We start from the raw sequence: 26,535 nt of genomic DNA on the forward strand, positions 1-26,535 counted from the left end.
TTCGGGTTGGTGGCCATGGCTACTTCCTGCTTCCCTTTTCCGGCGCCGTTGGGCCCCTGCCAGGCGACTGCAGAGACTGCGGCGGCTCCACCCGTCTGGGCAAGTCGCGGATCATCGCTTCACCTTTTTCGTCCCCGCCGTCGGACGGCAGGTCCGCTTCCAACGTCGGTTCGGGCTCTTCATTGCCTGGCCGCTTGCGCGTTCCGCCCATCACAGACCCACCACCATCAAAGGCATGTCATGGATTGCCAGCGCAGCGGCGGCGGCCATGCTGGCGAAAACGGTGATGAAAAAAGCGATGTACGCGGCTGCGCGCGGGCGGTGAAAACTCCGCGGCTTGCGCGGCGGCGCGTCTTGAGCCAACTCGCCGCTGACATCGTAGGCCGACGGGCGGAAGGCGCTGGAAACCGTGGTGGAGTCTGAATGGAAGTTCATGGCGGGCCTGCCTTTTGCACAGTGTTTGCACAACGCAACGGAGCATCAAAAGGATGCTTGCCCTTATCTTCCCGCTCCGCCCGAAACCCGCCTATAGGTCGCCAGGCCTTGTACTTGTCAGGCGCCGTCTGACAGCAGCCGCAACCGCAGCTGCGCCTTGCCGCTCAGTGGTGGTGCGCCATCCCGCTGATCAGCGTGACCAGCCCGATGCCGATACCCAGCCAGGCAATTTGCGCCATGGTTTCCCGGGCGGTGACGCGTTTTTGCAACTGGGGAATCAGGTCGGCCAGCGCGACATAGATAAAACTGCTGGACGCCATGATCAGGAAAAACGGCAGGTAGTCATATAGCTGGTCAACCAGCGCATAGCCGACCACGCCGCCCAGCGCGGTGACGGCACCGGCCAGCGACACCTTGATGAAGGCGGCGCGGCGGTTGTTGGAGGTCTGGCGCAGGACCACCAGGTCGCCCATGTGGTGAGGCACCTCATGCACCAGCACCGCCAGCGCGGCGACCACGCCCAGCCGCAAATCGGCCATGAAGGCCGACGCAATCAGGATGCCGTCGCCGAAAGCGTGCACGCTGTCGCCGGCCAGCACAGCCCAGCTGCCGCTTTTGGCTTCGCCATGCGTATGGCCGTGGTGGCCGTGGTGGCTGTGCGCGGCATGGACGTGCTCCGTATGGTCATGGTGTGCATGCGCCGCAGCCTCGGGGCCATGGTGCTCGCCGCCATGGTGCTCATGGCCGTGATGCCAGAGTTCGGCCTTGTCGAGCAGGAAAAAGAACACCAGCCCGACCAGCAAGGTGGCAAACAGTTCCTTGGCCCCGGCCTGGCTTTCAAAAGCCTCGGGCAGCAAATGCATGAAGGCCGTGGCCAATAGCGCGCCGGCCGCCAGGCTGAGCATGTGCTGGGTGTAGCGGGCCAGCACACCAAAGCTGAGCAGAGCCGCCAGCCACACGCTGCCAATGCCTGCAGCCAGGGTCCCCACCAGGATTGCTATCAAAGTCATAGCTGCTTGCGCTCGTATTTATTGGGCTAAGGCCCGAAATCACTCAAAATTATCCGCAGAGGTTACACCACAGACGACAAACCCCGGGCGCGGCATCCAATGCCTGCGGCCGGGGTTGTTTCAATCTTATCAAGCCTGTCAAGTGGTTAGCCCCCACGGTCGCTCACTGCGTGTAGCTCCCGAGGCCTTGCAGGCCGCGGCTCGCGAGACGCTTCGCCTCTGTCGCCCGTCCAAGCCTGCGCAGGCAGGCTTGGAGCCGCGGGCTCCAGCCCCTCGGGGGCCGCCCGCCTGCGGTCTGGCAAAGCCAGTCCCGCGCCTCATGCTGGCTTGAAGAGTTCAGGGCGCAATCAGTGTGGGGTATTTCACCAGCAGGGGCCGCGGAACCGGCTTTGCCGGGCCGCTGGCGCCGCCCCCTCGAGGGGGGAACAAGCTACATGTAGTGAGCTTGGACAGGGGTGCATCACTTTTGGGGGAACAGGCTACACGCAGTGAGCCTGGACGGGGGTGCTTTAACCCACGCCGTGGGATTTAAACCATTCCAGGGCACGCTTGAATCCGTCATCTGCCGCATCCTTGCGGTAGCTCGGGCGATAGTCGGCATGGAAGGCGTGGGGCGCTTGCGGGTAGACCACAAACTCAGAGGCGGCTGCCGCCTTGTTGCCCTTGGCGCCGGCTTCAGTCAGTGCGTCTTTCATCTGGTTGACGGTGGTCAGCGGGATGCCGCCGTCTTGCCCGCCGTACAGGCCCAGCACCGGCGCCTTGAGGTTGGCGGCCAGGTCCAGCGGGTGCTTGGGCGTCAGCGCTGATGGCTGGCCGACCAGGCGGCCATACCAGGCCACACCGGCCTTCACGTTCTTGCTTTGCTCGGCATACAGCCAGGTGATGCGGCCGCCCCAGCAAAAACCGGTGATGCCCACCTTTTTCGCATTGCCACCGTTAGCGGCTGCCCACTTCACGGCGCCGTCCAGGTCGGCCATGACCTGTTCGTCAGGCACCTTGGACACCACTTCGGCCATGAGCTTGGCCATTTCGTTGTATTTGCTCGGGTCACCCTGGCGCGCATAGAGCTCTGGGGCAATCGCCAGATAGCCGGCTTTGGCAAAGCGCCGGGCCGTGTCGGCGATGTATTCGTGCACGCCAAAAATTTCCTGGATCACCAGCACCACCGGCAGGTTGGTCTTGCCGGCGGGCGCCGCAAAGAAAGCGGGCACCTTGAAGCCATTGACTTCATAGGTGGTTTCGCCGGTCTTCAGGCCTTCTGAAGAAGTTTTGATGGCTGTCTGCGCCATGATGGGCATGGCGGTGGCCGCGTACCCGACCCCCAGGGCCGTTTTGAGCGCGGTGCGGCGACTGGCGCCGGCTTCGGTGGACCGCCCGGGCAGCAGGGCGTCGAAGTCTTTCTTCTGGTCGTGTTCAAGCATGGCGGTTCCTCAGTAGATTGTGGGAGGTTCTCAAAAGGCAAACAGTCGGAGTCTATGCGGCCCCGGAAGTTCTTGCCACCGCAAGGCAATGACGCTGGTGTTTTCCCTTGCCCACCGCCCCGCCCCGCCCCGCCCCGCACCCAAACTCAAACGATCTTGACGCTCAACTCTGGCAAACCGTCAATATGGCATTCGATGACGTCGCCCTTGACCACCGGGCCGACGTTTTCAGGCGTGCCCGAGTAAATGATGTCGCCGGGAAAGAGCTCAAACGCTTCGGACAGTTTGGAGATCTGCTCGGCCACCGACCAGATCATGTGGTTAAGCGTGGCGTTCTGCTTGACCTGGCCATTGACCTTGAGCCAGATTGCGCCCTTGGTGTAGTGGCCGGTCTGCGCAACCTTGTGGATGGGACCGATGGGAGCCGACATGTCAAAGCTCTTGCCGATTTCCCAGGGCTTTTTCTGGTCGCCCATGCCGCGCTGCAGGTCGCGGCGCGTCATGTCCAGGCCCAGCGCGTAACCGTAAACACGATCCAGCGCCTCGCTCATCGGGATGTTGCGCCCACCTTTGGCCAGCGCCGCCACGAGTTCGACTTCGTAGTGGTAGTTTTTGGTCAGTGTGGGGTACGGGTGGTCTGCAACCTTGCCGGGCGGCACCACCTGAATGGCGTCCGTCGGCTTCTGGAAGAAGAACGGCGGTTCACGGCTCGGATCCGAACCCATCTCGATTGCATGTGCTGCGTAGTTGCGACCTATGCAGTAAATGCGGCGCACCGGAAACATTTCGGCGCTGCCCGCGATGGGGATGTAGGTCTCAGCCACCGTGAAAGGCGTGGCCGGCGCATTTGCCGCCGTGCCCGGCGTGGCGCAGCCGACGACGGCGCCTGTCGCCATCAGGGCGCCTGTTTGCAGAATTCCGCGTTTGCTCATGTCTGGTGTTGTCATGTGTGTCTCCTGGGATTGATAAAAAGCCGGGTGAAGCTGGAGCTTGTTGTCCGTGTTTTTCTCCAACTGTCGAGCTTATGGCGAACACGCCCGGCGCAGGCAGACGCAATTACGCATTAACCGGACGATTCAATGCAACGCTGCTGCGCTGCAGCAGCAACGGCTTCAGGTTGAACCGGAAATTTTGGCGCGTACAGAGTCGCGAAAAGCCTTGGGCGTCTGGCCAAAACGCTGCCTGAAGCGCCGCGCGAAGTAGGCCTCATCGGCAAAGCCCGAGGCATGGGCGATGCTGGCGATGCGCTGGCTGCTGTGCGCCAGTTGTTCCTGCGCAAACTCCAGGCGCCGTTCGGTCACCAGGTCGGTGAAAGTCTTGCCGGTTTCTTTCTTCAGCAGATGCGCAAGGTAGTTGGGCGAGAGGAAAGCGGCCGCTGCCGCGTCGGCCAGCGTGACCTCGCCAGCCAGGTGCTCGCGGATGTAGCGCACCGCGCGCTGCAGGCTGGCACGCCGGCTGCCCTGCTGCGCCTGGCTGGCCGAAAAACGCAGCAGGTCAGCTTCGTACTTGCGGCAGACCAAACCTATCAGCTGCAGCATCAGGCCGCGGATCATCTCGATGGAGCCGAAACGGCGATGCGCGTTTTCCAACGCGAGTTTTTCCAGCAGTACTTCGATCTCCGGAAACTCATCTTCGGAAAAATAGAAGTCAGCGTATTCCTGGAACAGGAAGGGCGCGAGTTCAGGCGCGCGGCTCAAGGGCACGTCTTCCAGGTCCAGCGGATCCACATCGAGGCCGGGGCGCAGGAACTGCTGCGACATGTTGATGATGACGTAGCGCGAGCCCTCGGGATGCGGGATCACATGCACACGGTAAGGCAGGATAAAACTCAAATAGCCACGCCGGAAAGGCCGCACCGTGCCGGCCACGTTCTGTTCGGTGTCGCCCTGCAGGCTGATCTGGACCTGGAAATACTCGTGCCGGTGCGGGCGCACCAACGGCGGCCGCACCAGCTGGGACCGGATGTCGAAGTCGAGGTGGTCGGCCCGCTCTGACATGCCGTAGGTCTTGATGTCTGTCATGCGCCGTATTCTCGGGCTTGGGCCTTTGCTGTTGTTTCTTTTCAGAATCCTTTATTTCTGTATTGACAGAAATTTCAGACGGCGTATATTCAGAACCATGGAACTCAGCCCCGTCGCCCGCAAATTTGTCGTCCACTGGGGAGAAATGGGCACCGCCTGGGGCGTGAACCGCACCGTTTCACAAATCCACGCCCTGCTTTTCTTCCACGGCCGCCCCCTGCATGCCGAAGACATCGCCGATACGCTGGAAGTAGCGCGCTCCAACGTCAGCACCAGCCTCAAGGAGCTGCTGAACTGGAACCTGATCCGTGCCACCCATTTACTGGGCGACAGGCGCGACTATTACGAAACCTCGCTCGACGTCTGGGAACTCTTTCGCACCGTGGTGCGCGAACGCAAGGAGCGCGAGTTTGACCCGACCGTGCGCATGTTGCGCGAGCTTGTCAAGGAAGACGGCTTTGAGGCCGAGTCCTCCGATGCCCAGGACCGGGTACGGGAAACGCTGCGCCTGATGGAATCCCTGGGCTCGTGGGCCGACGAGATGCTGCGTCTGTCGCCCACCACGCTGGAGAAAGTGCTGCGCATGGGCGCCAGCGTGCAGAAATTCGTGCGGGGCGACAGCGACGCGAAACTCATGGATCCTTCGGAGTTGTTGCCGCCCACCTTCTGAAAGGCGGGGTTGGTTTTTTTTTGACTAGTGATTTCTGTTTGTACTGAAATTTATAAAGGAGAGAAAATGACTGTCATTAAAGGCTTTACCAACGCAGGCAACACGCGTTACGACGACTTCAAGGCCGGCAATCCTGACCCGCTGACCTTTCCACTGACCCTCTTCTACGAGTCGGCCTGCCCGCTCTGCAACGCAGAAATGACCAATCTGATGCTGCGCAATACCGCAGGCCACCTGCGCTTTAGCGATGTGTCGGCGCCGGATTTTGCCGACATTCCAGCTGGCACCACCATGCAGGACCTGCTGGACCTGATTCATGCCCGCACGGCAGACGGCCGCGTTCTCAAGGGTGTTGATGTATTCCGGCTGGCTTATGAGGCGGTAGGCCTGGGCTGGGCCAGTACGGCCATGCGCCTGCCGGTGCTGGCCCCACTGGCCGACTGGGCCTACCCGATGCTGGCACGCAACCGCCACCGCATTCCGCGCCGGCTGGTGGGCCTGCTGTTTGAAGGTGCGGTACGCCGCGCCGCTGAACGGTCCGCCAGTGCCCGTTGCGATTCCGGTACCTGCGCACGTTAACCATCCCCCACCGATAGAAACGAAAGGAAACCTCATGAGCCCCAACCTGTTTTTCATCTCGCTGCTGATTGCACTGGTCGGCCCCGTGATTGCCATTGGTTATCTCAAGCCCATTCTCTACAAGGTGCTTCGCATGTTGTGCGACGCCGAGGGCGGCGCGGAGTTCTGGATACGCTGCGCCTACCTGCTGGCGGTGTCCGGCACGCTGTTGCTGATGCTGACCTTTGGTGAATTCAATGGCAGGAACGACGTCATTGACGCGGTGCGGCGATCGCTCTGGCTGGTAATGGCCGGGGTGTTTGTCACCGTCGCCATCATCGCGCGCAATGTCTGGACGCAGGTACGGCAGTGGATAGCCGCGCAGGAGCTGGCCGCCCATGTGTCGGCTGCCGGCAGCGCCGCACCGGCCGTACCTGCGGCTATTGATGCTCGCTAAAGATCGCCGAAAGTATTGACGGGTCGAAGCAGCACTGAAGGAGAAGAAAATGCTCACCACAACACCTGTTGCGCGCCGCGCCGATATGCCAACGGACAAGGGCCGGGAAGCTCGGCTGGCGGACATCCGGTCTTATTACAACGCCGTGGCCGATGATTACCGTGCCTGGAGCCCCGGCATGAACATGCACTTCGGCTACTGGTCCTGGCAGGTCAACCCCTTGGCCCGCGAAGCGATGCTGGAACGCATGAACCGGGAAGTGCTACACCGGCTGGCCCTGCCGGGCACTGGCGCCGTCCGGCTTGCCGACCTCGGCTGCGGTGCCGGTGCCACGGCCAGATCGATCGTGAAAAACCGCAAGCACAGCACCGTGGACGCCGTCACACTGGTGGCGCGGCAAATCATCCAGGGTGCCGGGCTCAACCAGGCCGCCGCCTTATTCAATCAGGTTCGTTTTCATCTGGCCGATTATGTGGACACAAGCTTGCGTTCAGGCGCGTACGACGGCGTTTACGCCCTGGAAAGCGCTTGCCACGCGCCGGGAGCCGACAAACGGGCACTGGTACGGGAAGCTGCACGCCTGCTGCGGCCTGGCGGCACGCTGGTGATCGCCGATGCCTTGCGGCGCAACAACAAGCCCTTGCCGGGGTTCATGGAGCGCATCTATCGCCTGTGGTGCCATCACTGGGCGGTCAATGAGCTGGCCGAAAAACAGGCGCTGCACGCCGCACTCGCGAGCCAGGGGTTTACGGACATCCGGTTTCAGGACATCAGCCTGCGTCTGGCGCCCAGCGCATTGCAGATACCTCTGTTTGCCACCCGCTTTGCCTTGCGTGAACTCTGGCGGGCCCGCTTTCGCCTGTCGCCGCTGCGCCGCGGCCATATAGTGGCTTCCTACGCAGCCTTCCTGCTGGGCATGTGGCTGCCGGGTTTTGGCTACTTCATGGTCACCGCGCGCAAACCAGCAGATAGGCAGGCATCGAACTAAACCTGTCAATACACCCATGACCGCAGAACAAAACAAGCCGACAGCTGATCTCGCTCCGCACGATCGCATACCCGCGCCGAAAGAGGGATTTGCGTCTTCGGACGGCTTGCCGTTTTCAGGCTGGACGCCTTTTCTTGCCGGAGCGCTGAGCGGGCTGGTACTGCGCCTGGCGTTTTCCGGAAAACCGGGGAGTGCACTGTCGGCCATGGCGGCCGGTTTTGTCTGGTTTGCACCATTTGCCGTAGGAGCCATCACGGTGTACGTGGCCGAGCGGCACAAGCGCAGGGGCTTTTCCTATTACCTTTTTGCACCGGCGCTGGCAACCTTCGTGTTTGTGCTCGGCAGCCTGGCCATCCTGATAGAGGGGGTGATTTGCGCCATCGTCATCCTTCCGCTCTTCACCGCCGTCGGCATGCTCGGCGGTGTGGTCATGGGCCTGGTTTGCCGCATGACCAATTGGCCCAGGCAAGCGGTCTATAGCATCGCCGCGTTGCCACTGCTGGTGGCGATGGCATTTCCACAAAACCAGGTAGAGCGCATCGGCAGCGTGGAGCGCAGTGTGCTCATACAGGCAACTTCTGCTGAAGTTTGGCAGCAGATCAACAACGCACGCGATATCGCGCCTGCAGAGGTTCAGCATGCCTGGGCCTATCGCATAGGCGTTCCGCTTCCGGTTAGCGGCATCACGACCGACACGGCTGAAGGCCCCATACGAAAAAGCACCTGGGGCAAAGGCGTTCATTTTGACGAGGTGATACGACAGTGGGAGCCGCAGCGGCATGTGCGCTGGACCTACCGTTTCGCAGAAGATTCATTTCCCGCAGGCGCGCTGGACGACCACGTGAAAGTGGGCGGCGCTTATTTTGATCTGCGCGACACCTCCTACACATTGACGCCCGAAGAAGGCGGTACACGCCTGCACATTCGCGTGAGCTATCGCATCAGCACGGATTTCGACGCGTATGCGAACTGGGTGGCCCAACGCCTGCTTGGCAATTTTTCAGAAGTGATCCTGGACATGTACAAGGCACGCAGTGAACATGCCGGGAACGCAGCGCTGTCTTGACTGCTACCGTACCGGCCCGGCCACTACGGCGTGCTGCATGACCACCGCACGCACACCATCGACGACCTTTGCCATGCGGCGGTAGTCCAGCCTGTCTGCGGTGTCCTGCGGCGTGTGATAGGCCTTGTTCCGGTAGAAAGCCGTATCGGTGACCATCATTCCCACATAGCCTTCGTTCCAGTAATTGAGATGGTCTGAAAAATCGACCCCCACCACGAAACCCGGCGCGTTGATGGAATACACCGGCAGGTCGGAGGCCGACTTCATCGCCGCCTTGACCTGGCGCGCGATGTCGCCGTCCTGGTAGAAACCCACCAGTGAAATGAAATTTCCGGTAGTGGGGTAGATCGCATTGAGAAGCCGCACAGGATGGTCCTGGCTTCCCGGCTCATCACTGAAGTAGCCGATGCACTCGAGCGACAACATGAGGGATGCGCGCTTGCCGGACTCTGCGAGAGACCGGGCGTGAATGGCGCTGCCCATGTAAGGTGTGCGGAAAAAAGGAGGCTCTTCATTCGTGTAGATCACCAGTTCCACCCGCTGGCGGAAAGTTTGCCCCTTGAGCAAGCGCACCAGCTCAACGAGGCCCGCCACGCCGCTGGCATTGTCGTCCGCGCCGGGCTGCTCACCAGCCACGTCATAGTGCGCGCCCACCACCATCACCTCAGGTGTATCAGGACCCAGCTTCACAACCAGGTTGCGGTAGGACCTGCCTCTGGCCCTGAAGCGCTGGCTCTCCACCTGAAGGCCCAATCCGGAAAGCTGTGACTCCAGATAAACGGCAGCACCTTCAAGCCGGGTTCCGTTATCGAACGTGCGGTTCGGAAAATCGGTGGAGAGTTTGTAGACCAGTTGCTTCAGTCTCGCGGCGGATGCCGTTTGCGAAGCAGGCGCTGGCGTCTCGCCAGCCGGCACAAACGGCTGGGTCAACCGGTACCAGGCATAGCCTGCCGCGGCGCCAGCCATCAGCAAGGGCAGGACGACACCAGCGACGAGGATTTTCCAGCCCCGCCTCACACACAGCCCCATCGCAGGGAAAATGGAGCCGGCTTAATGTGCCTTGTCCCAGTTGAGCCCAACGCCAATCTCCGCCAGCAACGGCACTTTCAGCTCAGCGACGCTGGCCATCAGGCGCGGGATCTCGGTACGCAGCCACTCGACCTCTGCCTCCGGCACTTCAAACACCAGTTCGTCGTGCACCTGCATGATCATTTTGGTGGCGCGCTTTTCTTCGTCAAGCACCTGCTGCACCTTGTTCATGCTGAGCTTGATCAGGTCGGCCGCCGTGCCCTGCATGGGCGCGTTGATGGCCTGCCTTTCCGCGGCCTTCTTGCGTGGCCCGTTGCCGCCGGTGATTTCCGCCAGGTACAGCTGCCGGCCAAATACGGTTTCGACGTAGTGGTGTTCCCGGGCAAACGCCACGGTCTGGTCCATGTAGTTCTTGACGCCGGGATAGCGCTGGAAATACTTGTCGATGTAGGCCGCCGCGGCCTTGGTTTCGATGCCGAGGTTGCGCGCCAGCCCGAAACTGCTCATGCCGTAAATCAGGCCGAAGTTAATGACCTTGGCGTAGCGGCGCTGCTCGCTGCTGACCTGGTCGACCGCCACCCCGAACACCTCGGCGGCCGTGGCACGGTGCACGTCCAGGCCGTCGGTGAAGGCGCGCAGCAGCGCTTCATCGCCGCTCAGATGCGCCATGATGCGCAGCTCGATCTGCGAATAGTCAGCGCTGGCGATCACGCTGCCTGCAGGCGCGATAAAGGCCTCACGTACGCGCCGGCCTTCTGCCGTGCGAATGGGAATGTTCTGCAGGTTGGGGTCGTTGCTGGAAAGCCGCCCCGTGACCGCGACGGCCTGCGCGTAATGCGTGTGCACGCGGCCGGTACGGGGCAACGCCAGCTGCGCGAGCTTGTCGGTGTAGGTACCCTTGAGTTTGCTCAGCGAGCGGTGCTCCAGCAGCTTGGCAGGTAGCGGGTAGTCTTCGGCCAGCTTTTCCAGCACCTCCTCGTCGGTGCTGCGTGCGCCACTGGGGGTTTTCTTGATGACCGGCATGCCGAGCTTGTCGAAAAAAATCTCGCCGAGCTGCTTGGGACTGCCCAGGTTGAAGGGCTGACCGGCGATCTCATAGGCCTCGGCTTCCAGCTGAATGATGCGCTGGCCCAGCTCGTGGCTCTGCGCGGCCAGCGTGGGCGCATCGATCATCACGCCGTTGCGCTCAATGCGGTACAGCGTTTCGCTGCTCTGCATCTCCAGCTCATAGATAAAGCGCAGTTTCTCGTTGGCCTCCAGCCGCGGCCACAGCACACGGTGCACGTCCAGCGTCTGGTCGGAGTCTTCACAGGAGTATTCGGCGGCCTTGGCGATGTCGACCTGGTTGAACTTGATCTGGTGCGCGCCCTTGCCGCAAAGGTCTTCATAGTTGATACCGCTGCGGCCCACATGCCGCTCGGCCAGGCTGGCCAGGCCGTGCGGCTTGGTCACTTCCAGCACATAGCTTTGCAGCATGGTGTCGTGCGCATAGCCCTGCACTTCCACACCGTGGTTGGCAAACACATGGCGGTCATATTTGACGTGCTGGCCCAGCTTGGCTTTGCTCGGGTTTTCCAGCCAGGGTTTCAGGCGCGCCAGCACATCGTCGCGCGGCAGCTGGGCGGGTGCATCAGGGTAATCGTGTGTGAGCGGAATGTAGGCTGCCTCGCCGGGCGTGACGCTGAAACTCAGGCCGACGATTTCCGCCAGCATTTCGTCGAGCGAGGTGGTTTCGGTGTCCAGCGCTACCAATTCGGCCGCTTCGATCTTTGCCAGCCAGCGGTCAAACGCTTCCCAGGTCAGCACCGTGTCGTAGTTCAGGTTGCTGGCACGTTCAGCCGGTGGCGTATCGGTCAGGGGCGCTTCGTCAAACAGGCCCGGCGAATCCGAACGGCCGCCTGGACCGCCGGCGGGTGCGGGCTTGTGCCTGCCTTCAGGTCCGCCAATCAATTCCGGCGGTGTGCTTTCGATTTCGATCTGCTTGACCAGGCCTTTGAAGCCGTACTTTTCATAAAAGGCTTTCAGGGGTTCCGTCTGCTGGCCGCCGATGGTGATGGCATCCAGGGCGGGCAGGCCGGGGATGTAGCCGTCCAGTTCGCAGTCCTTCTTGATGGTCAGCAGCTCACGGCCTTTGGGCAGCCAATCGAGTGACTGGCGCAGGTTCTCACCCACCACGCCCTTGATCTCGCCGGCGCGTGCCACCAGCGCATCGAGCGAGCCGTATTCGAGAAGCCACTTCACGGCCGTCTTGGGGCCGACCTTGGGCACGCCGGGCACGTTGTCGACCGCGTCGCCGACCAGTGCCTGGTAATCGACCATGAGCCGCGGCGGTACGCCGAATTCAGCCTCCACCCCGGCCAGGTCGCGCCGGCGGTCGTTCATGGTGTCGATGACGGTGATGTTTTCGTCGACCAGCTGGCTCAAGTCCTTGTCGCCGCTGGAGATGATGACTTCGATCCCCTGAGTTGAAGCCATGCAGGCGAGCGTTCCGATCACGTCGTCGGCCTCCACGCCGGGGACGTCCAGCACTTTCCAGCCCAGCAGGCGCACTACTTCGTGGATGGGTTCGACCTGGCTACGCAGGTCGTCGGGCATGGGTGAGCGCTGGGCCTTGTATTCAGGGTACAGCGCGTCGCGAAATGTCGGCCCTTTGGCATCGAACACGCAGGCAGCGAAGTCAGCGCGCACGTCCTTGCGCAGCTTTTGCATCATGTTGACCATGCCGCGTATGGCACCGGTCGCCGGACTGGCCGGGTCGCCCGGGTTGGCGCGCAGGTCGGGCATGGCATGAAAGGCGCGGTACAGGTAGCTGGAGCCGTCCACCAGCAGCAGTGTTTTTTTGTCGGTACTCATGAAGCCGATTGTCGGGGATATCGGCCCGCCGCTGCCCGCGGCGCCGATAGCGCCCGGCGCTGGCCTGTGGGGAAGCTTTCCGCCTACAGCCGCAGCCCCCTTATTACGACATATCGGGCTTTCTCGGCTGGGCTCCGCAGCCTACAATGCAGGCATGAACCACGCTTTCCGCCCTCTTCTTGCCGCCGCGTTTGCGGTGCTGCCGCTGGCTGCGGCCATGGCTCAAGCGCCTGCACAAAACGCAGTGCCGCCCGTGACCGCGGAGGCCCCGGCGCCTGCAGGCCGGCCGGACAAGGCAATCCAGCGCATTCGCACTGAAGACGCGGGCAGCCGGATCGACGAACTCCGTGTGGGCGGCGAAACGCAGCAAATCCTGGTCCAGCCCAAAGTCGGCGGTGCGGCTTACGAAATCAAGCCCGCAGAAGGCGCCCGGGGCACCGCCCCCGCGTCGACCAACAACGACACCAACGGCTCACGCGTCTGGAACGTGCTGAAGTTCTGATTTTCGCAGCTCCACGTACTCCAAGAACTCCAGGATCCAGTTTCAGGCATGGCCGTATATACCGAAGTCTCGTTTGACGAGGCTGCAGCGTTCTTGAACGCCCTGAATCTGGGGCAGCTGCAAAATATCAAAGGTGCCGCAGGCGGCATCGAAAACACCAACTACTTTGTGGATACCGACCAGGGCCAGTATGTGCTGACCCTGTTCGAGCGCCTGACATTCGAGCAGCTGCCGTTTTACCTGCACCTGATGAAGCACCTGGCGGCGCACGGTATTCCGGTGCCTGATCCGGCTGCCGACCCCAAAGGGAACATTCTTCACCGCCTGAAGGACAAACCGGCCTCCGTCGTCAACAAGCTGCGCGGCCACAGTGAGCTGGCGCCCACATCCGGCCACTGCGCCGGTGTCGGGGAAACGCTGGCACGCATGCACCTGGCAGGCCTCGAATACCCGCGGCGCCAGCCCAACCTGCGGGGCCTGGCCTGGTGGAACGAGACTGTTCCGGTCGTGCTGCCTTACATCACGCCGGCGCAAACCAGCCTCATCCTGGGGGAGCTGGCTTACCAGAACCATATTGCGGCTTCATCCGCTTTTGGCAGCCTGCCCCGCGGTGCCATACACGCCGACCTCTTTCGCGACAACGTGATGTTCGAAGACGGCCGGCTCACCGGTTTTTTTGATTTTTACTTCGCCGGCTGCGACACCTTCCTGTTTGACATTGGTGTGTGCCTCAACGATTGGTGTATAGACCTGGAAACCGGCGTACAAGACGAAGCCCGTTCGGCGGCCTTCGTGAGGGCTTACGAAAGCGTGCGGCGCCTGACGGCGCAGGAGCGCAGGCTCCTGCCTGCCATGCAGCGCGCCGGAGCCCTGCGCTTTTGGCTGTCGCGGCTGTGGGACTTGCATTTGCCCCGTGAAGCTGCAGTGCTCAAGCCCCACGACCCCAGCCATTTCGAGCGTGTCCTGCGCGAGCGGCTCACACACCCTTACGTCCTCTAGCCCAAGCCACCCGCGGGCCTGATGACCCTTCGGCCAAGGCCTGTTTGAGGGCCTGCGCCAAGCGTCGCTGCTTTCAGGCAAACTGCCCTCCTGCAATATCCCGGTCTCGTCCGGCCCCATTTCCCGCTGAAGACCATGAAACTTAATATTGTTCCCGCAAGCACCGGCATAACCTGGGTCAGGTTGGGCATCAAGACTTTCATGCAGCAGCCCCTGGCCATGTCGGGCCTGTTTTTCCTGTACCTGGCCGCAGTCACGGTGCTTTCCTTGCTGCCGTTTTTCGGACTGATCCTGGCACTGATGATTGTTCCCGCTGCCATGCTGGGCCTGATGGCCGCCACACAGGAAGCCGTGAAGGGAAAATTTCCCATGCCCACGGTGCTTCTCAGCGCTTTTCGCGCGGGACGCGAGCGTTTGGGCGCGATGCTTGTCCTTGGTGCGATCTATACGGCGTTCTGCGTGCTGATCAACTGGATCGTACCGATGCTGGTGGACCCCCCCGTTGCCGCCGACGCGAGCCGCGAGGCGATGATGACGCCGCAGTTCCAGCTGGCCATGGCCAAGAACATGTCGGTGTCCCTGCTGCTGTACCTGCCCGTGCTGCTGCTGTTCTGGCATGCACCCGCCCTGGTTCACTGGCACGGCATTTCTCCGGTCAAAAGCCTCTTTTTCAGCGTTGTCGCCTGCGTTCGCAACGCGGGGGCCTTCCTGATGTTCGGGCTGGGCTGGCTCGGCGTATCCATGGGCCTGGTCATCGTGCTGAGCGTGCTTGCCGGCCTGACAGGCAGCGCTGAATTCGCGGCCGCGGCAATGATGCCCCTGGGCTTGCTCATCGCAGCCATGTTTTCCACCTCGATTTACTTCACGTTTCGTGATAGCTTCGTGGCCACGCTACCCGGTGACTCGCCGGATGGCGCCAATAACCCGGAAAACACCAATAACGACCCCGCTACCCCAGGAGATTCTTCATGACCCAGCACCAGCTGCAAGGCCGTACCGAACAGGACATTTTGTGGTTTCAACGGCGTGACACGCTCAAGGCAGCAGCCGCCTGGGTAGCGATGGGGGGATTGCCGGCCGCCATGGCCCAGCAGCGAAGCAATATCGTCGAGCTGAGGGGCGATGCCCTGCTCAACGGCAATCGGCTGCAGACCGGCGAAACCATCCTCACCGGCGACCAGATCCAGACCGGTCCGGGCTCCAACCTGATGTTTGTCATCGGCAACTCGGCATTCCAGGTGCGTGAGAACTCCATGATGAAAGTGGAGCGCGGCAACTCGCTCAATACCGTGAGCCTGCTGCGCCTGCTCACGGGCGCCGTGGTCAGCGTCTGGGGCAAGGGCAGCAGCCGCTCCATTGTCCTGCCCACGCTGACGGCGGGTATACGTGGCACGGGCGTCTATGCCGAGGTCTTCGCCGACCAGGGGAACCGCAGCTATTTCTGCAACTGCTACGGTACGGTTGACATGGAGTCGAACGGGGAAAAGACCGTGTCACAGTCAAGTTACCACCAGTCATTCTGGGGCGAAGTGGAGCCCAAAAACGGCCGCCGTCTCACCCCTGCCAACGCGATCAATCACAGTGACGAGGAACTGGAATTCCTAGCCGGCCTGATCGATCAGCGTACCTCCTGGCAAATTGCAGGCAGGAAAGGGATCAAGGACGGCAGCGGAAAAATGACCTACTGACCCGGCCTCACCGGCGCTGCCTATAAGGCATCGCCGGATGCGTTTTGCAGCCGCCTGACCAATGCCACCAGTTGCGGCTGCACCTGCGTCATCAGGAAATGCGGCGAAAGATTGAACCCCGGGCCGCCGCAGCTCACCACCATGACGGAGCGTCTACCCGGTGGCCGGAATGCAGCAGCAATAGCGTTAACGTCCTTCTGCCAATCACCAAAAGACGCGCAGCAGCCGTGATCGCGGTAATGCGCCAGCGCCAGCGCCATCACCTCGCGGGTTTTAGGCCACGCTTCCTCGTCCTGGACCCGAATACGCTCAAGCAGGGTCTCACGCTCCTTATCCGAACAGCCGCACAGGTAGGCTCGCCCCATCGCAGTGCTGGCCAGTGGAATGCGCGAACCTACGTCCAGGCTGAGCGTGAGCGCAGATTCGCTGCGGCAGTTTTCCACATAAATCATGCTCAGGCGATCGCGTATCCCCAACGACACCATGGCCTGCGAACTGTCGGCGAGATCCTGCATCAGCGGCCTGGCGAGCTGCCGCATGTCCATGCGCGCCAGCATGGCGCTGCCCAGCGCCAGTACCGCACTACCCAGGCGATAACCGGCGCGACCGCTGGCGTCCTGCGCATGCTCGAGGTAGCCATGCTTGGTCAGCGTATAGGTCAAACGCGAAATCGTTGACTTGGGCAGGCCGCAACGGCGTGCCAGTTCCGTGTTGCCCAAGGACCGGTCTCGCGAGCGAAAAGCACTGAGCACATCCAGGCCGCGTGCCAATGCCGTCACAAAGTGCCGATCCTCCTTGGCATGGACGGGGCTGACCGTTCCGGGGGCCGACCTGGTGGGAACAGGAGATTGGGACATTACCAGTTCTGCATTGCGGAATAAAAAGTCCAGCGATTGTGGCACCCAGACGTCATTGCACTCATCACTCAAGGGAAATCCACTAGTGAAAATGTATCCTAATGTTTCACAATTTGAACAATGATCAGGAAAATAGTTCTGCAATGCAGAACAAGTAAGTAATCTTAATTAACCAGGAAGACTGATGGAACACAAAAAAATTCATCTCATGGCCAAAGCCCTGAGCTTTGCCGCCCTGCTGTCGGTTGTCCTTTCCGGGCAGGCGGCGCCGGCACGCGAAGATCTGGTGATCGGTCAGGTGGCGCCGCTGACAGGCACCATCGCCGGAACCGGTAACGAATACGTGGCCGGCGGCGCTGCGTATTTCGCCTATGTCAACGACAACGGCGGAATTTATGGTCGCAAGATACGCGTCGCACTGAAAGACGACAGCTACAAGCCGGAGCAGACCCTTGCCCTGACGCGCCAGCTGCTGGCCGAGGAAAAGCCTTTGGCACTGTTCGGTTTTGTCGGAACCGGCAACGTGCTGGCCCTGAACAAGAACAAGGTGCTTGAGGAAGCGGGCATCGCCCTGCTGGCACCTTACACGGGCGCCCAGGATTTGCGTGACCCGGTCAACCCCCTGATTTTCCACATCCGGGCCAGCTACGCCGACGAAACTGCCCGCATGGTGGAACACCTGCACACCATTGGCCTGCGCCGCTTCGCGGTGATGTACCAGGACGACCCCTTCGGCAAAAGCGGCCTGGCAGGTGCGGAAAGCGCGCTGAAAAAACTGGGCATGACGGCCGTGGCCACGGGCAACTACGACCGCACCAAGCCTGAGGAAGTCGATGGAGCGGTCGCGGCCATCACCCCGGCCAATCCTGACGCCATCATCATGGTTTCAGTCAACCGCGCCTCCGCCGCTTTCATCAAGAAGATGCGGGCACAAGGCAGCAAGGCTCGCCTGTTCAGTATCTCGGTGGTGAATTTCAAGGAACTGCTCAAAAATGCCGGGGAGGACAACGCCCGCGGCATCGGTATTTCCCAGGTCATGCCCTACCCTTATTCCACCCTGGCGCCGGTGGCCCGCGAGTTCCAGACCCTGATGGCCAAATACCAGCCGGACAAGGTGGTCTCCTACGCCAGCATGGAGTCCTTCATTGCAGCCAAGATTCTTGTTGAAGCCATGCGCCGCAGCGGTGCCGATCCAACGCGCCAGAAAATCATCACCCAGCTGGAGAAGATGAACAACTACGACGCAGGAGGCTTCAAGGTCAGCTTTTCGCCGGAGAACCGTGTCGGCTCGAAGTTTGTTGAAGTGACCGTGATCGGCCGCGACGGCAGGTTGCTCAAGTAGCGCGGCGCACTTCCAGGATCTCGTACTCCATCGCTTCCTCGTAGGTCTTGGCGTCGTTCAGCGCTAGGTGCAGCAGAATCCTGGGCGCATGGGCCTTGATAACCCTGTGCATCAACACGCCGACGACGACCATCGGCAGGCCCACCCAGAGGTAGCCGTACATGGAAAGCACCACACCGATGCCCAGGAGGGGCAAGGAAATGCCGACAACAAACAGGCGGTGCTTGACGTATTTTTGCGCACGCTCCGGATTCACGATCACGCGGAACCGGCCGTGCGGCAGGCCGGTGCGGAATTCCTGGTGCGGAACATAAATCGCTGACGGGCTTTCAGGGGGTTCAGTGCCTTCACTTTTTCCGGTCTCGATTCCGGTTTCGGAATTTGTCTCTGTCATTTTTTTTCCCGTCAGTTTGAATTCAACAAAATGCCGCAAGCGGCGCGGCAACTACACCACCGTCAGTTTGGCCACGCTCAGGGCCAGCCACTTCACACCGTGCCGCGTGAAGTTGATCTGTGCGCGTGCATCGTCACCGCTGCCCTCCAGCATCAGCACTTTTCCTTCGCCGAACTTGGCATGGAACACTTCCATGCCGCTTTTGAGTCCATGCGAAGGCGCATTCTTCTGAGGCGGCACCGGTGGGTTGGCAAAACGCTCTGCGCTGCCGGATTTTGAAGAAAAAACGCCGCTAGCCCAATCTCCACGTGCGCCACCAGCTCCTGAATTGCTAGCACCAGGCCATCCGCCGGAACCCATTCCCGACGCAAAACCGGGATTCTTCGGCGTGATCCACTTGAGGGCGGCTTCCGGCAACTCGTCAAAAAACCGGCTCTTGAGGTTGTAGCGCGTCTGACCATGCAGCATGCGGGTTTGCGAATGACTGAGGTACAGGCGCTTGCGCGCGCGCGTGATCGCGACATACATCAAGCGGCGTTCTTCTTCCAGGCCATCGCGGTCGCTCATCGAGTTCTCGTGCGGGAAGATGCCGTCCTCCAGGCCGGTGATGAACACGCAGTCAAACTCCAGCCCCTTGGACGAATGCACGGTCATGAGCTGCACTGCATCCTGTCCGGCCTGGGCCTGGTTGTCGCCCGACTCCAGCGCGGCGTGCGTGAGGAAGGCCGCCAGGGGCGACAACGTCTCGCCGGTTTCAATGTCGGGTGCCAGCGCCTCAGGCAAGGGCTCGTTCACCAGCGGCGCAGACGCATCCAGCCCCTGGCTGGCCGGCGACTGCGTGAGCCGCCCGCCCAGTTCATCGACCGGCAGCGCAACGGCATCACGGCCAAAGCCTTCCTGGCTGACGAAAGACTCGGCGGCATTGACCAGTTCGGCCAGATTCTCCAGCCGGTCCTGGCCTTCCTTTTCGGTCTTGTAGTGTTCTTCCAGCCCGCTGTGCTGCAGCACCAGTTCAATGATCTCCCGCAGCGTCAGCCCCGTGGTCTGCTCGCTCAGCACCTGGATCTTGGCGGCAAAGGCGCCGAGGTTCGCGCCTGCCTTGCCCGGCACGGCACTCACGCCGTCGTACAGCGAACAGCCGGCCGCGCGCGAAATATCCTGCAGCTGCTCAATGCTGCGCGCGCCAATCCCGCGCGGCGGAAAATTGACGACACGCATGAAGCTGGTGTCGTCGTGCGGGTTCTCCAGCAGGCGCAGGTAGGCGAGTGCATGCTTGATTTCAGCGCGCTCGAAAAAGCGCAGGCCGCCATAGACGCGATAAGGCACACCGGCATTGAAGAGCGCTGTCTCCATCACCCGGCTTTGCGCATTGCTGCGGTAGAGCAGCGCGATCTCCTTGCGCTCGGTGCCGTCACGTACCAGTTGCTTGACTTCATCCACAAACCACTGGGCCTCGGCAAAATCACTGGTCGACTCGTACACACGCACCGGCTCGCCCGGCCCCGCTTCGGTGCGCAGGTTTTTGCCCAGGCGTTTGCTGTTGTGGCTGATCAGCTCGTTGGCTGAATCAAGAATATTGCCGAAGCTGCGGTAGTTGCGCTCGAGTTTGATCTGATGTGTCACCTCGAACTCGCGCACAAAGTCAGCCATGTTGCCCACACGCGCGCCGCGAAAAGCGTAAATGCTCTGGTCGTCATCACCCACCGCCACCACGGAGCCGCCCGGCATGGCGTCCGCGCCCTGGGTCGCATCGGGCCCTTGCCCCGCCAGCATCTTGATCCAGGCGTACTGCAGCTTGTTGGTGTCCTGAAACTCGTCAATCAGGATATGGCGAAAGCGCCGCTGGTAGTGCTCGCGCACGGGGGCGTTGTCGCGCAGCAGTTCATAGCTGCGCAGCATGAGTTCACCGAAATCGACCACGCCTTCGCGCTGGCATTGTTCCTCGTACAGGGCATAAATTTCGACCTTCTTGCGGCCTTCTTCGTCGCGCACCTGCACGTCTTTGGCGCGCAGGCCGTCTTCCTTGTTGCCGGCAATAAACCACATCAGTTGCTTGGGCGGAAACCGTTCGTCGTCCACATTGAACTGCTTGCACAGGCGCTTGATGGCCGAGAGCTGGTCCTGCGTATCGAGGATCTGAAAACTCTGCGGCAAATTCGCCAGCTTGTAATGCGCGCGCAAAAACCGGTTGCACAAGCCGTGAAAGGTGCCTATCCACATGCCGCGCACATTCACCGGCAGCATGGCCGACAGGCGCGCCATCATTTCCTTGGCGGCTTTATTGGTGAAGGTGACAGCCAGAATGCCGCCTGGCGACACCTGGCCGGTTTGCAGCAGCCAGGCGATGCGTGTGGTCAGCACCCGGGTCTTGCCGGACCCGGCACCGGCCAGGATCAGCGCATGCGTATTGGGCAGCGTGACCGCTGCGAGTTGCTCCGGGTTAAGGTTTTGCAGGAGGGGGGAGCTGGGAACTTCTGGGGACATCCCCCATTGTAGAAAGAACCCCGGCTCCGGCACGGTGCCGGGATGCACCCCGTCCGCCCGAGGCAGATTTCTCTTCACCAGCCGGGGCCGCGGGTCTGACTTTGCCAGCCCGCAGGCGCAGCGCCCCCTCGGGGGCAGGGAGCTTGCGCGTTGTGAGCGACCGTGGGGGCTCTAGCTCCCGTCCGTCTTCAGGATGGTCTCGCCCTTGAGCGCTCCTACGTCGCGGATGGCCATGCGGTGGCGCTTCCAGCCGTCCCAGGTACGGCGGAAATTCGCCAGCGAAATACCGTAATAGATCGCCTTGAACATCCGCAGCCGTCCCCAGAACGGCGTCTTGCCGAAGATATCACCCGCCAGGAGCGACAACAGGGCTTCCTTGACGCGCAGCGGGTTGGCCGGGTGCATGAACATGTGCCGGATGGTCGGGTTGGTCACGCGGTAAATGAACCACGAATACTCGCTGGGGCCCTTGCGCATCATGGCCTCGAAGCTTTTGCGCACAGCGGGCAGGTCGGCCGGCTGGTCAAGCGCAGTGGCCACCAGCTCGGCGCCATCAAAAGCGCTGTGCATCGCAAGGTAAACACCTGACGAGAACATCGGGTCGATGAAGGTAAACGCGTCGCCCAGCATCAGGTAGCGGTCGCCGGTGGCGTGGGTGCTGCTGTACGAAAAATTACCGGTGGCGTGCACCGCGTCATCGACCAGCGTGGCGTTGGCAAGGCGCCGTTTGAGCTCCGGCGCCAGGGCGATGGTGTCCATGAAGAACTCGCGCAGCGACTTTTCGCGCGACTTCAGGTAATACGGCCAGCACACCGCGCCGACGCTGGTGGTGCCGTCGGCCAACGGAATAAACCAGAACCAGCCGTGGGGGAACCAGCAGATGCTGATGTTGCCTTCGCGCTTGCCCTGCAGCCGCTCGACATTCGTGAAATGGCCAAACAGCGCCGTGCTGTTGTGTTCCTTGCTCTTGGCTTTGGAGCGCAGCTTGTTCGCCAGCAATGTGTCGCGGCCGGAGGCGTCCACCACAAAACGGGCCCGCCAGCTGCGCTTCGCGCCGTCGTCCAGCTCCGCCTGCACGGTGGCGCCTTCCGCGTCAAACACCACATCACGCACGGTGCAGCCTTCGAGCGTTTTTGCCCCACGCGTCGCCGCGTTGCGAAACAGCAGTTCGTCCAGTTCAGAGCGCCGCACCTGCCAGGCCGAAGGCATCGATTTGTCCCAGGCGTCGGCGAATTCGATGTAGCTGCAGTGCGTGTGTTCGGGTGAAACAAACTCAATGCCCCATTTGGGCATGCCGATGCGGTCAACCTGGTCGCGCACCCCCAGACGTTCGAAAAGCTCGACATTGGCCGGAAGCAGCGATTCACCGATGTGGAACCGCGGGTGATGCGCTTTTTCGAGCAGCACCACGTCACGCCCTTGGGCAGCCAGCAAGGCTGCAATGGTGGAGCCGGCCGGGCCGCCGCCCACAATCAGTACGTCACAGGTCGAGGTAGAAGTGGGGATTTCGTTCATGGCAGGCATTGGCTACGGGTTCGCGCAACGGCATGTCAGGCACGCCGCTGCAATTGTGGAAGACTGCGCGCAGGGTAACACCGCTCGCGCCGCGCGTTCAACTTTGCCTCTTTTGAAATTGTATGGTTCAGTTTCTTCCGTCACCCAACGGGATACGCCGGACTGCGACCGGAAACCCGTAAATCCCCGCCCGGTTGCGGCTTCTGCGAACATAGCCGTATTTGGGGTTTTCATGACTACAGGTTTGGGCCCATCAGGGCCTGCTTGGCTGGCCGCCAGCCTTTTGGCGGTGGGCCTCGGTTTTGCCGGCGTGGCGCGTGCGCAGTCGTCCTGCTCCAGCGACGGCCAGGGCCGGCCGGTGATGCTGCTTGAGCGTTTTATCAACGCCAACTGCGACACCTGCTGGGCCGACCCGGCCACCCCGCAAGCCGCGGCCGGCCAGGTCGCACTGGATTGGGTGGTTCCTGGCGACAAGGGCAGCGACGCCCCGCTGTCCGCCGTCGCCGCAAGCGAAGGATTGCAACGGCTGGACGCGCTGCGCCAGGCCGTCCCCGCACAGAGCCTGGCCAACACCTCGCCCGTCAAAGCCATCAAGGGCGCCACCCTGCGTGTCGCGCATGGCCTGCCGCTGAGCGGTTATTTTGGCGCCTCCATCGAGCTCAAGCCCGTCCCGGCAGCCGCCAAGGGCCGCCAATGGACAGCCTGGCTTGCCCTGGTCGAAACCTTGCCGGCCGGCACCGAGGGTTCCCCGGTTGAGCGGAATTTGATTCGAAACGTGCTCCAGACCAGTTGGGACGGGCGCAAGCAGCTATCAAAAACAGAGCAAAACCGGTTCTTTGATGCACGCTCCATGAGCATTGCGGAGGGCGCCAACCCCGACCGGATGCGCGTGGTGGGCTGGGTAGAAAACGAAAAAGGCCTGGTGGTGGCCGCGGCGCAGTCGCGCTGCGTGCCTTAAAAATATTTGGCGTCATTTAACCCCTTTGCGTTGCGCGCGCCGTTTAACGGTGCATCGCCAACAACAAAAGGGGTTTTCATGCCAAACGGCTTTCACGTCTTTCGCGGGTTCACCCGGCTGACTGCCGCCCGCCTCCTTCAGGCCACCGCCGCAGCCTGCTTCAGCCTGCAGGCACTGGCGCTCAGCCCGATGCCGCAGCCTTTCCCCAACGGAAAATTCGCGCCGCCGCCCGACTGGCGGCCGCCGGTCATCGCCGTGAACCATGCGGGCCAGCCCATCCAGCTGCGGGCCGTTTCCATCGAAGTCGACCTCTTCGGCGACCAGGCCCGTACCAGCGTGGAGCTGCGCCTTTTCAACCCCAACCCCCGCGTGCTCGAAGGCGAGCTGCAGTTCCCACTGCAGGAGGGCCAGGTCGTGACCGGCTTCGCGCTGGATATCAACGGCCAATTGCGCGACGCAGTACCTGTACCCAAGGCCAAAGGGCAAGAGATCTTTGAAGACATACGCCGCCGGCGCGTAGACCCGGGCCTGCTGGAAGCCGCCGCCGGCAACCAGTACAAGCTGCGCGTTTATCCCATCCCGGCCCAGGGGGAGCGCCGCGTGCTCATCACATTCAACGAGACCCTGCCGCGCCAGCGCGATGCGGGTGTACTGAGGGTGCCGCTGGTGTTCGCGTCAAGCGTGGGCCAATTGCAGGTGAAAGTGCGCGCCCACGGCGCCGCCCACCGGGATGTGGAACTGCTGCAGGCGCCCGCCGGCACCGAGCTGAACGCCAGCGCCACCGGCACGGAACTGGCCCTGCAAAAAAACCACTGGCAGGCCCCCCAGGGCCCTGCGGGCTGGCTTCAGCTGGCGCTGCGCCGCACCGGCAAGCCGCAGGTCATGGTCGGTGAATCTGCCGGCAAGCCGTTCTTTGCCGGGCAACTCGATGTGCGCGATGAGCTGGTGAGACGGCCCGCCCCTGCCCACATCGCACTGGTGTGGGACGCATCGGCTTCGGCCGCCGCGCAGGCCCGGGTGCTGCCGGTGCTGGAGGCCTACTTCCGCAAGCTGGGCAAGCCCGTCAAGCTCAGCCTGCTCGTGGTGCGTAACAAGGCCGAGGCTGTGCGCAGCTTCACCGTCACGCCGGGCCGCTTCGGTGAACTGGCCGATGCATTGCGCGCAGAGCCCTTCGACGGCTCCAGCAATTTTGACGACCTGCCCATTCCCGCCGACGTGGACACCACCCTGATGGTGACGGACGGCCTGATGACGGACGGCAAAAAACTCATTCGCTACACCCACACGGCACCGGTGATGGTGATCAATGGCGCAGCCTCCGCCGACATGGCGCGGCTGGCCAGGCTGGCCGACCGCACCGGCGGAGCGCTGGTCGATGCCGCGCTGCAATCGCCCGACGAGGGCGCGCAAGCCATGCTGATGCACGGCTGGCGTATTGAGAAGCTGGACAGCCTGTCCGCGCGGCAACTCGTGACGCCGACAACGCGGATCAACCAGGGCCGCATTTCAGTGGCCGGTGAGCTGCAAGACAGTACCGCCCGCATCGACATCACGCTGGCGCACCCGGACGGCCGCAAACGCACACTGGCGCTGCAGGTCAGCGCCAAGCCGGTCAGCGGCCACTGGCCCGGCCAGCAGTGGGCCCAATGGCGCAGCGCCGAGCTGGCTGAAAATGCCGGCCTGCACAGCGCAGAACTTCAGCGCATCGCGGCGGCGCACGGTGTCGTGGGGCTCAACAGTTCGCTGATCGTGCTGGAGCTGGCCACCGACTATGCCCGCTACAACCTCCCTGCCCCGCCCGAGCTGGCGGATGAAGTGGCGCGGCTGGGCCAGCAGCAACTCGCACAGGCCGTGCAGACGCGGCAGGCGCACATCGAGGCCATGGTGAGGCAGTTTGACGAGAAGCAGCGCTGGTGGGGCAGGGACTTTCCCAAGGAAGCACCCAAACATGCGGAGCCCAAGGCCGAGAAGCACATCAGCCAGGGCGGCCTGGGCAGTCTGGCCGGCACAGCGCGGTCGCGCGAGCAAGCCCAGAGCGCACCCGCAGCACCACTTTCCTTCGCCCCTGCTGCCCCTGCCGCTGCAGCCCCCGCAGCCGCACCCGCCATGATGGCCGAAGCACGCTCCGACGCCATGGACAAACGCAGCGCCAAGGCGGTTACAGCAGCGCCCGTAGCCACCATCGCGCTGCAGGCCTGGGTGCCCGACGCGCCCTACATGAAGCGCCTGCAGAATGCCGGCAAGGACGAGCTGTACCGCGTCTACCTGGATGAGCGCGCCGCCTACTTGAGCAGCAGCTCTTTCTACATGGATGCGGCCGGCGTGTTCTTTGACCGCGGCCTGCCCGAGCTGGGGCTGCGCGTGCTCTCCAACCTGGCGGAAATGAACCTGGAAAACCGCCAGCTGCTGCGCCTGTATGCCTACCGCCTGGTGCAGGCGCGTCGCAACGACCTGGCCGTGCCGGTGTTCGAACGCATCAGCGAACTGGCGCCCAATGAGCCGCAGTCATGGCGCGACCTGGGCCTGGCGCTGGCCGAGAGCGGCCAGCCGCAGCGCGCCGTCAACGCCTTGTGGGAAGTGGTGTCGCAGCCCTGGAACGGCCGCTTCGCCGGCATCAACATGATTGCGCTGGCTGAACTCAACGCGATTGCCGCCCAACCTGCCGCCAGCAGCCAGCCGGCGCTGGACATGAGTCTTGTGGACACGCGCCTGCGCCGCAACCTGCCGCTGGCCTTGCGTGTGGTCATGGCCTGGGATACCGACGACACCGACATCGACATGTGGGTGAGCGACCCGAACGGCGAAAGGGCCAGTTATGCGAACCGGCTGACCCATCAGGGTGGCGCCATGAGCCCCGACGCCACGGGCGGCTATGGCCCCGAGGAGTTTTCATTAAAGACCGCCAAAACCGGCAAGTACAGCATAGAGGCACAGTTCTACGGCCACCGCCAGCAGGTGCTGTCGGCCGGCACCACCGTGATGGTGCGCGTTACCACCGGGTTCGGCACGCCGCAGGCGCGTGACGAGTGGACGACCTTGCGGCTGGCGCGCGGGCGGGAGACCGTGCGCGTGGCCGAGGTCGAGGTGCGCTGAGGCTGGCGCCTCAAGCCCGGGTTATCAAGATGCCACTATGCATATAAAGGCTATACCGCTTTGCGGGGTAGCGCCCGCTTGAGAGGCGCATAGAATCAATCACCGGGCCCAAGCAATTGCGCCCGGTTTTTTGTTTCTGCCTTGTCTACTTGCCAAGCGCCCGCAAACAAAACCGGTCCAGTCCAAGCGCCTTCT

Annotated in this window: 23 protein-coding genes; 12 read left to right on the plus strand and 11 right to left on the minus strand. The window is 62.3% G+C overall.

The annotated features are described in order from the left end of the window. Positions 1-210: 210 nt before the first annotated feature. The 5 genes from AC1DZE_RS00750 to AC1DZE_RS00770 form a co-directional block, all read right to left on the minus strand. The gene (locus tag AC1DZE_RS00750) at positions 211-435 is read right to left on the minus strand and encodes a hypothetical protein (RefSeq protein ID WP_477667998.1); all 225 of its coding nucleotides are present in this window, start codon (positions 433-435) and stop codon (positions 211-213) included. A 164-nt stretch (positions 436-599) separates the two neighbouring features. Then, positions 600-1,445: a ZIP family metal transporter gene (locus AC1DZE_RS00755; RefSeq protein ID WP_477667999.1), complete on the minus strand. Its 846-nt coding sequence runs from the start codon at positions 1,443-1,445 to the stop codon at positions 600-602. Between the two features lie 509 nt (positions 1,446-1,954). Further along, positions 1,955-2,866 carry a dienelactone hydrolase family protein gene (locus AC1DZE_RS00760; RefSeq protein WP_477668000.1) on the minus strand — a complete coding sequence of 304 codons (912 nt, stop codon included), beginning with the start codon at positions 2,864-2,866 and terminating at the stop codon, positions 1,955-1,957. Positions 2,867-3,012: 146 nt separating this feature from the next. Further along, a complete protein-coding gene (locus AC1DZE_RS00765; protein ID WP_477672189.1) occupies positions 3,013-3,813 on the minus strand; it encodes a fumarylacetoacetate hydrolase family protein in 801 nt (266 codons plus the stop codon). Positions 3,814-3,978: 165 nt separating this feature from the next. After that, on the minus strand, positions 3,979-4,887 hold the full coding sequence (locus AC1DZE_RS00770) for a helix-turn-helix transcriptional regulator (RefSeq protein ID WP_477668002.1): 909 nt from the start codon (positions 4,885-4,887) through the stop codon (positions 3,979-3,981). 97 nt (positions 4,888-4,984) lie between these two features. Here AC1DZE_RS00770 and AC1DZE_RS00775 point away from each other — a divergent pair, with 97 nt between their 5' ends. From AC1DZE_RS00775 to AC1DZE_RS00795, 5 genes are all read left to right on the plus strand, one after another. Further along, positions 4,985-5,557, plus strand: a complete 573-nt coding sequence (locus AC1DZE_RS00775; protein ID WP_477672188.1) for a GbsR/MarR family transcriptional regulator — start codon at positions 4,985-4,987, stop codon at positions 5,555-5,557. Positions 5,558-5,623: 66 nt separating this feature from the next. Further along, complete coding sequence (locus AC1DZE_RS00780; RefSeq protein ID WP_477646341.1) at positions 5,624-6,136, plus strand: thiol-disulfide oxidoreductase DCC family protein; 513 nt, start codon at positions 5,624-5,626, stop codon at positions 6,134-6,136. A 34-nt stretch (positions 6,137-6,170) separates the two neighbouring features. Next, entirely contained in the window at positions 6,171-6,572 is a 402-nt protein-coding gene (locus AC1DZE_RS00785; RefSeq protein ID WP_477672187.1) for a hypothetical protein, read from the plus strand. A gap of 49 nt (positions 6,573-6,621) precedes the next feature. Then, positions 6,622-7,560, plus strand: coding sequence for an SAM-dependent methyltransferase (locus AC1DZE_RS00790; protein ID WP_477672186.1), 939 nt, complete (start codon positions 6,622-6,624; stop codon positions 7,558-7,560). 16 nt (positions 7,561-7,576) lie between these two features. Beyond that, a complete protein-coding gene (locus AC1DZE_RS00795; protein ID WP_477672185.1) occupies positions 7,577-8,626 on the plus strand; it encodes an SRPBCC family protein in 1,050 nt (349 codons plus the stop codon). A 3-nt stretch (positions 8,627-8,629) separates the two neighbouring features. Here the strand turns inward: AC1DZE_RS00795 and AC1DZE_RS00800 are convergent, their stop codons facing one another. Together AC1DZE_RS00800 and polA are read right to left on the minus strand one after the other, a co-directional pair. Continuing rightward, positions 8,630-9,643 carry a M28 family peptidase gene (locus AC1DZE_RS00800; RefSeq protein ID WP_477672184.1) on the minus strand — a complete coding sequence of 338 codons (1,014 nt, stop codon included), beginning with the start codon at positions 9,641-9,643 and terminating at the stop codon, positions 8,630-8,632. A gap of 33 nt (positions 9,644-9,676) precedes the next feature. Then, positions 9,677-12,508: a DNA polymerase I gene (gene polA / locus AC1DZE_RS00805; RefSeq protein ID WP_477668008.1), complete on the minus strand. Its 2,832-nt coding sequence runs from the start codon at positions 12,506-12,508 to the stop codon at positions 9,677-9,679. 154 nt (positions 12,509-12,662) lie between these two features. On the opposite strand from polA, the gene AC1DZE_RS00810 reads away from it, so the two are divergent. The 4 genes from AC1DZE_RS00810 to AC1DZE_RS00825 all read left to right on the plus strand — a co-directional run bounded on the left by AC1DZE_RS00810 (position 12,663) and on the right by AC1DZE_RS00825 (position 15,697). Continuing rightward, positions 12,663-13,010: a hypothetical protein gene (locus tag AC1DZE_RS00810; protein ID WP_457279994.1), complete on the plus strand. Its 348-nt coding sequence runs from the start codon at positions 12,663-12,665 to the stop codon at positions 13,008-13,010. Between the two features lie 48 nt (positions 13,011-13,058). Continuing rightward, the gene (locus tag AC1DZE_RS00815) at positions 13,059-14,009 is read left to right on the plus strand and encodes a homoserine kinase (RefSeq protein WP_477672183.1); all 951 of its coding nucleotides are present in this window, start codon (positions 13,059-13,061) and stop codon (positions 14,007-14,009) included. A gap of 135 nt (positions 14,010-14,144) precedes the next feature. Beyond that, positions 14,145-14,981, plus strand: a complete 837-nt coding sequence (locus AC1DZE_RS00820) for a BPSS1780 family membrane protein (RefSeq protein WP_477668010.1) — start codon at positions 14,145-14,147, stop codon at positions 14,979-14,981. Next, positions 14,978-15,697 (plus strand): FecR family protein, encoded by a 720-nt coding sequence (locus tag AC1DZE_RS00825; RefSeq protein ID WP_477668011.1) that lies wholly within the window; start codon positions 14,978-14,980, stop codon positions 15,695-15,697. The genes AC1DZE_RS00820 and AC1DZE_RS00825 overlap by 4 nt, the downstream gene beginning before the upstream one ends. 20 nt (positions 15,698-15,717) lie before the next feature. Here the strand turns inward: AC1DZE_RS00825 and AC1DZE_RS00830 are convergent, their stop codons facing one another. Then, a complete protein-coding gene (locus AC1DZE_RS00830) occupies positions 15,718-16,554 on the minus strand; it encodes an IclR family transcriptional regulator (RefSeq protein WP_477668012.1) in 837 nt (278 codons plus the stop codon). Positions 16,555-16,738: 184 nt separating this feature from the next. On the opposite strand from AC1DZE_RS00830, the gene AC1DZE_RS00835 reads away from it, so the two are divergent. Further along, entirely contained in the window at positions 16,739-17,896 is a 1,158-nt protein-coding gene (locus AC1DZE_RS00835) for an ABC transporter substrate-binding protein (RefSeq protein WP_477668013.1), read from the plus strand. Here AC1DZE_RS00835 and AC1DZE_RS00840 read toward each other — a convergent pair. The 3 genes from AC1DZE_RS00840 to AC1DZE_RS00850 all read right to left on the minus strand — a co-directional run bounded on the left by AC1DZE_RS00840 (position 17,889) and on the right by AC1DZE_RS00850 (position 22,289). Then, a complete protein-coding gene (locus AC1DZE_RS00840) occupies positions 17,889-18,290 on the minus strand; it encodes a hypothetical protein (protein WP_477668014.1) in 402 nt (133 codons plus the stop codon). The genes AC1DZE_RS00835 and AC1DZE_RS00840 overlap by 8 nt on opposite strands. A 51-nt stretch (positions 18,291-18,341) precedes the next feature. Further along, positions 18,342-20,774 (minus strand): UvrD-helicase domain-containing protein, encoded by a 2,433-nt coding sequence (locus AC1DZE_RS00845; RefSeq protein WP_477699678.1) that lies wholly within the window; start codon positions 20,772-20,774, stop codon positions 18,342-18,344. Between the two features lie 171 nt (positions 20,775-20,945). After that, positions 20,946-22,289 carry an NAD(P)/FAD-dependent oxidoreductase gene (locus tag AC1DZE_RS00850; protein ID WP_477672412.1) on the minus strand — a complete coding sequence of 448 codons (1,344 nt, stop codon included), beginning with the start codon at positions 22,287-22,289 and terminating at the stop codon, positions 20,946-20,948. 232 nt (positions 22,290-22,521) lie between these two features. Here AC1DZE_RS00850 and AC1DZE_RS00855 point away from each other — a divergent pair, with 232 nt between their 5' ends. Continuing rightward, the gene (locus AC1DZE_RS00855) at positions 22,522-23,247 is read left to right on the plus strand and encodes a hypothetical protein (protein WP_477672411.1); all 726 of its coding nucleotides are present in this window, start codon (positions 22,522-22,524) and stop codon (positions 23,245-23,247) included. Between the two features lie 78 nt (positions 23,248-23,325). Then, positions 23,326-26,340 (plus strand): VIT domain-containing protein, encoded by a 3,015-nt coding sequence (locus AC1DZE_RS00860; protein WP_477699679.1) that lies wholly within the window; start codon positions 23,326-23,328, stop codon positions 26,338-26,340. Positions 26,341-26,535 lie beyond the last annotated feature (195 nt).

The organism is Polaromonas sp. P1_F1 (genome assembly GCF_056405795.1).

Bases quoted from the DNA above. Each gene is read 5' to 3' on its own strand.
- AC1DZE_RS00765 (WP_477672189.1), bottom strand. From the start codon at position 3,813: ATGACAACACCAGACATGAGCAAACGCGGAATTCTGCAAACAGGCGCC.
- AC1DZE_RS00855 (WP_477672411.1), top strand. From the start codon at position 22,522: ATGACTACAGGTTTGGGCCCATCAGGGCCTGCTTGGCTGGCCGCCAGC.
- AC1DZE_RS00860 (WP_477699679.1), top strand. From the start codon at position 23,326: ATGCCAAACGGCTTTCACGTCTTTCGCGGGTTCACCCGGCTGACTGCC.
- AC1DZE_RS00815 (WP_477672183.1), top strand. From the start codon at position 13,059: ATGGCCGTATATACCGAAGTCTCGTTTGACGAGGCTGCAGCGTTCTTG.
- AC1DZE_RS00835 (WP_477668013.1), top strand. From the start codon at position 16,739: ATGGAACACAAAAAAATTCATCTCATGGCCAAAGCCCTGAGCTTTGCC.
- AC1DZE_RS00830 (WP_477668012.1), bottom strand. From the start codon at position 16,554: ATGTCCCAATCTCCTGTTCCCACCAGGTCGGCCCCCGGAACGGTCAGC.
- AC1DZE_RS00775 (WP_477672188.1), top strand. From the start codon at position 4,985: ATGGAACTCAGCCCCGTCGCCCGCAAATTTGTCGTCCACTGGGGAGAA.
- AC1DZE_RS00755 (WP_477667999.1), bottom strand. From the start codon at position 1,445: ATGACTTTGATAGCAATCCTGGTGGGGACCCTGGCTGCAGGCATTGGC.
- AC1DZE_RS00780 (WP_477646341.1), top strand. From the start codon at position 5,624: ATGACTGTCATTAAAGGCTTTACCAACGCAGGCAACACGCGTTACGAC.
- AC1DZE_RS00845 (WP_477699678.1), bottom strand. From the start codon at position 20,774: ATGTCCCCAGAAGTTCCCAGCTCCCCCCTCCTGCAAAACCTTAACCCG.
- AC1DZE_RS00790 (WP_477672186.1), top strand. From the start codon at position 6,622: ATGCTCACCACAACACCTGTTGCGCGCCGCGCCGATATGCCAACGGAC.
- polA (WP_477668008.1), bottom strand. From the start codon at position 12,508: ATGAGTACCGACAAAAAAACACTGCTGCTGGTGGACGGCTCCAGCTAC.
- AC1DZE_RS00750 (WP_477667998.1), bottom strand. From the start codon at position 435: ATGAACTTCCATTCAGACTCCACCACGGTTTCCAGCGCCTTCCGCCCG.
- AC1DZE_RS00820 (WP_477668010.1), top strand. From the start codon at position 14,145: ATGAAACTTAATATTGTTCCCGCAAGCACCGGCATAACCTGGGTCAGG.
- AC1DZE_RS00850 (WP_477672412.1), bottom strand. From the start codon at position 22,289: ATGAACGAAATCCCCACTTCTACCTCGACCTGTGACGTACTGATTGTG.
- AC1DZE_RS00785 (WP_477672187.1), top strand. From the start codon at position 6,171: ATGAGCCCCAACCTGTTTTTCATCTCGCTGCTGATTGCACTGGTCGGC.
- AC1DZE_RS00840 (WP_477668014.1), bottom strand. From the start codon at position 18,290: ATGACAGAGACAAATTCCGAAACCGGAATCGAGACCGGAAAAAGTGAA.
- AC1DZE_RS00825 (WP_477668011.1), top strand. From the start codon at position 14,978: ATGACCCAGCACCAGCTGCAAGGCCGTACCGAACAGGACATTTTGTGG.
- AC1DZE_RS00770 (WP_477668002.1), bottom strand. From the start codon at position 4,887: ATGACAGACATCAAGACCTACGGCATGTCAGAGCGGGCCGACCACCTC.
- AC1DZE_RS00810 (WP_457279994.1), top strand. From the start codon at position 12,663: ATGAACCACGCTTTCCGCCCTCTTCTTGCCGCCGCGTTTGCGGTGCTG.
- AC1DZE_RS00795 (WP_477672185.1), top strand. From the start codon at position 7,577: ATGACCGCAGAACAAAACAAGCCGACAGCTGATCTCGCTCCGCACGAT.
- AC1DZE_RS00760 (WP_477668000.1), bottom strand. From the start codon at position 2,866: ATGCTTGAACACGACCAGAAGAAAGACTTCGACGCCCTGCTGCCCGGG.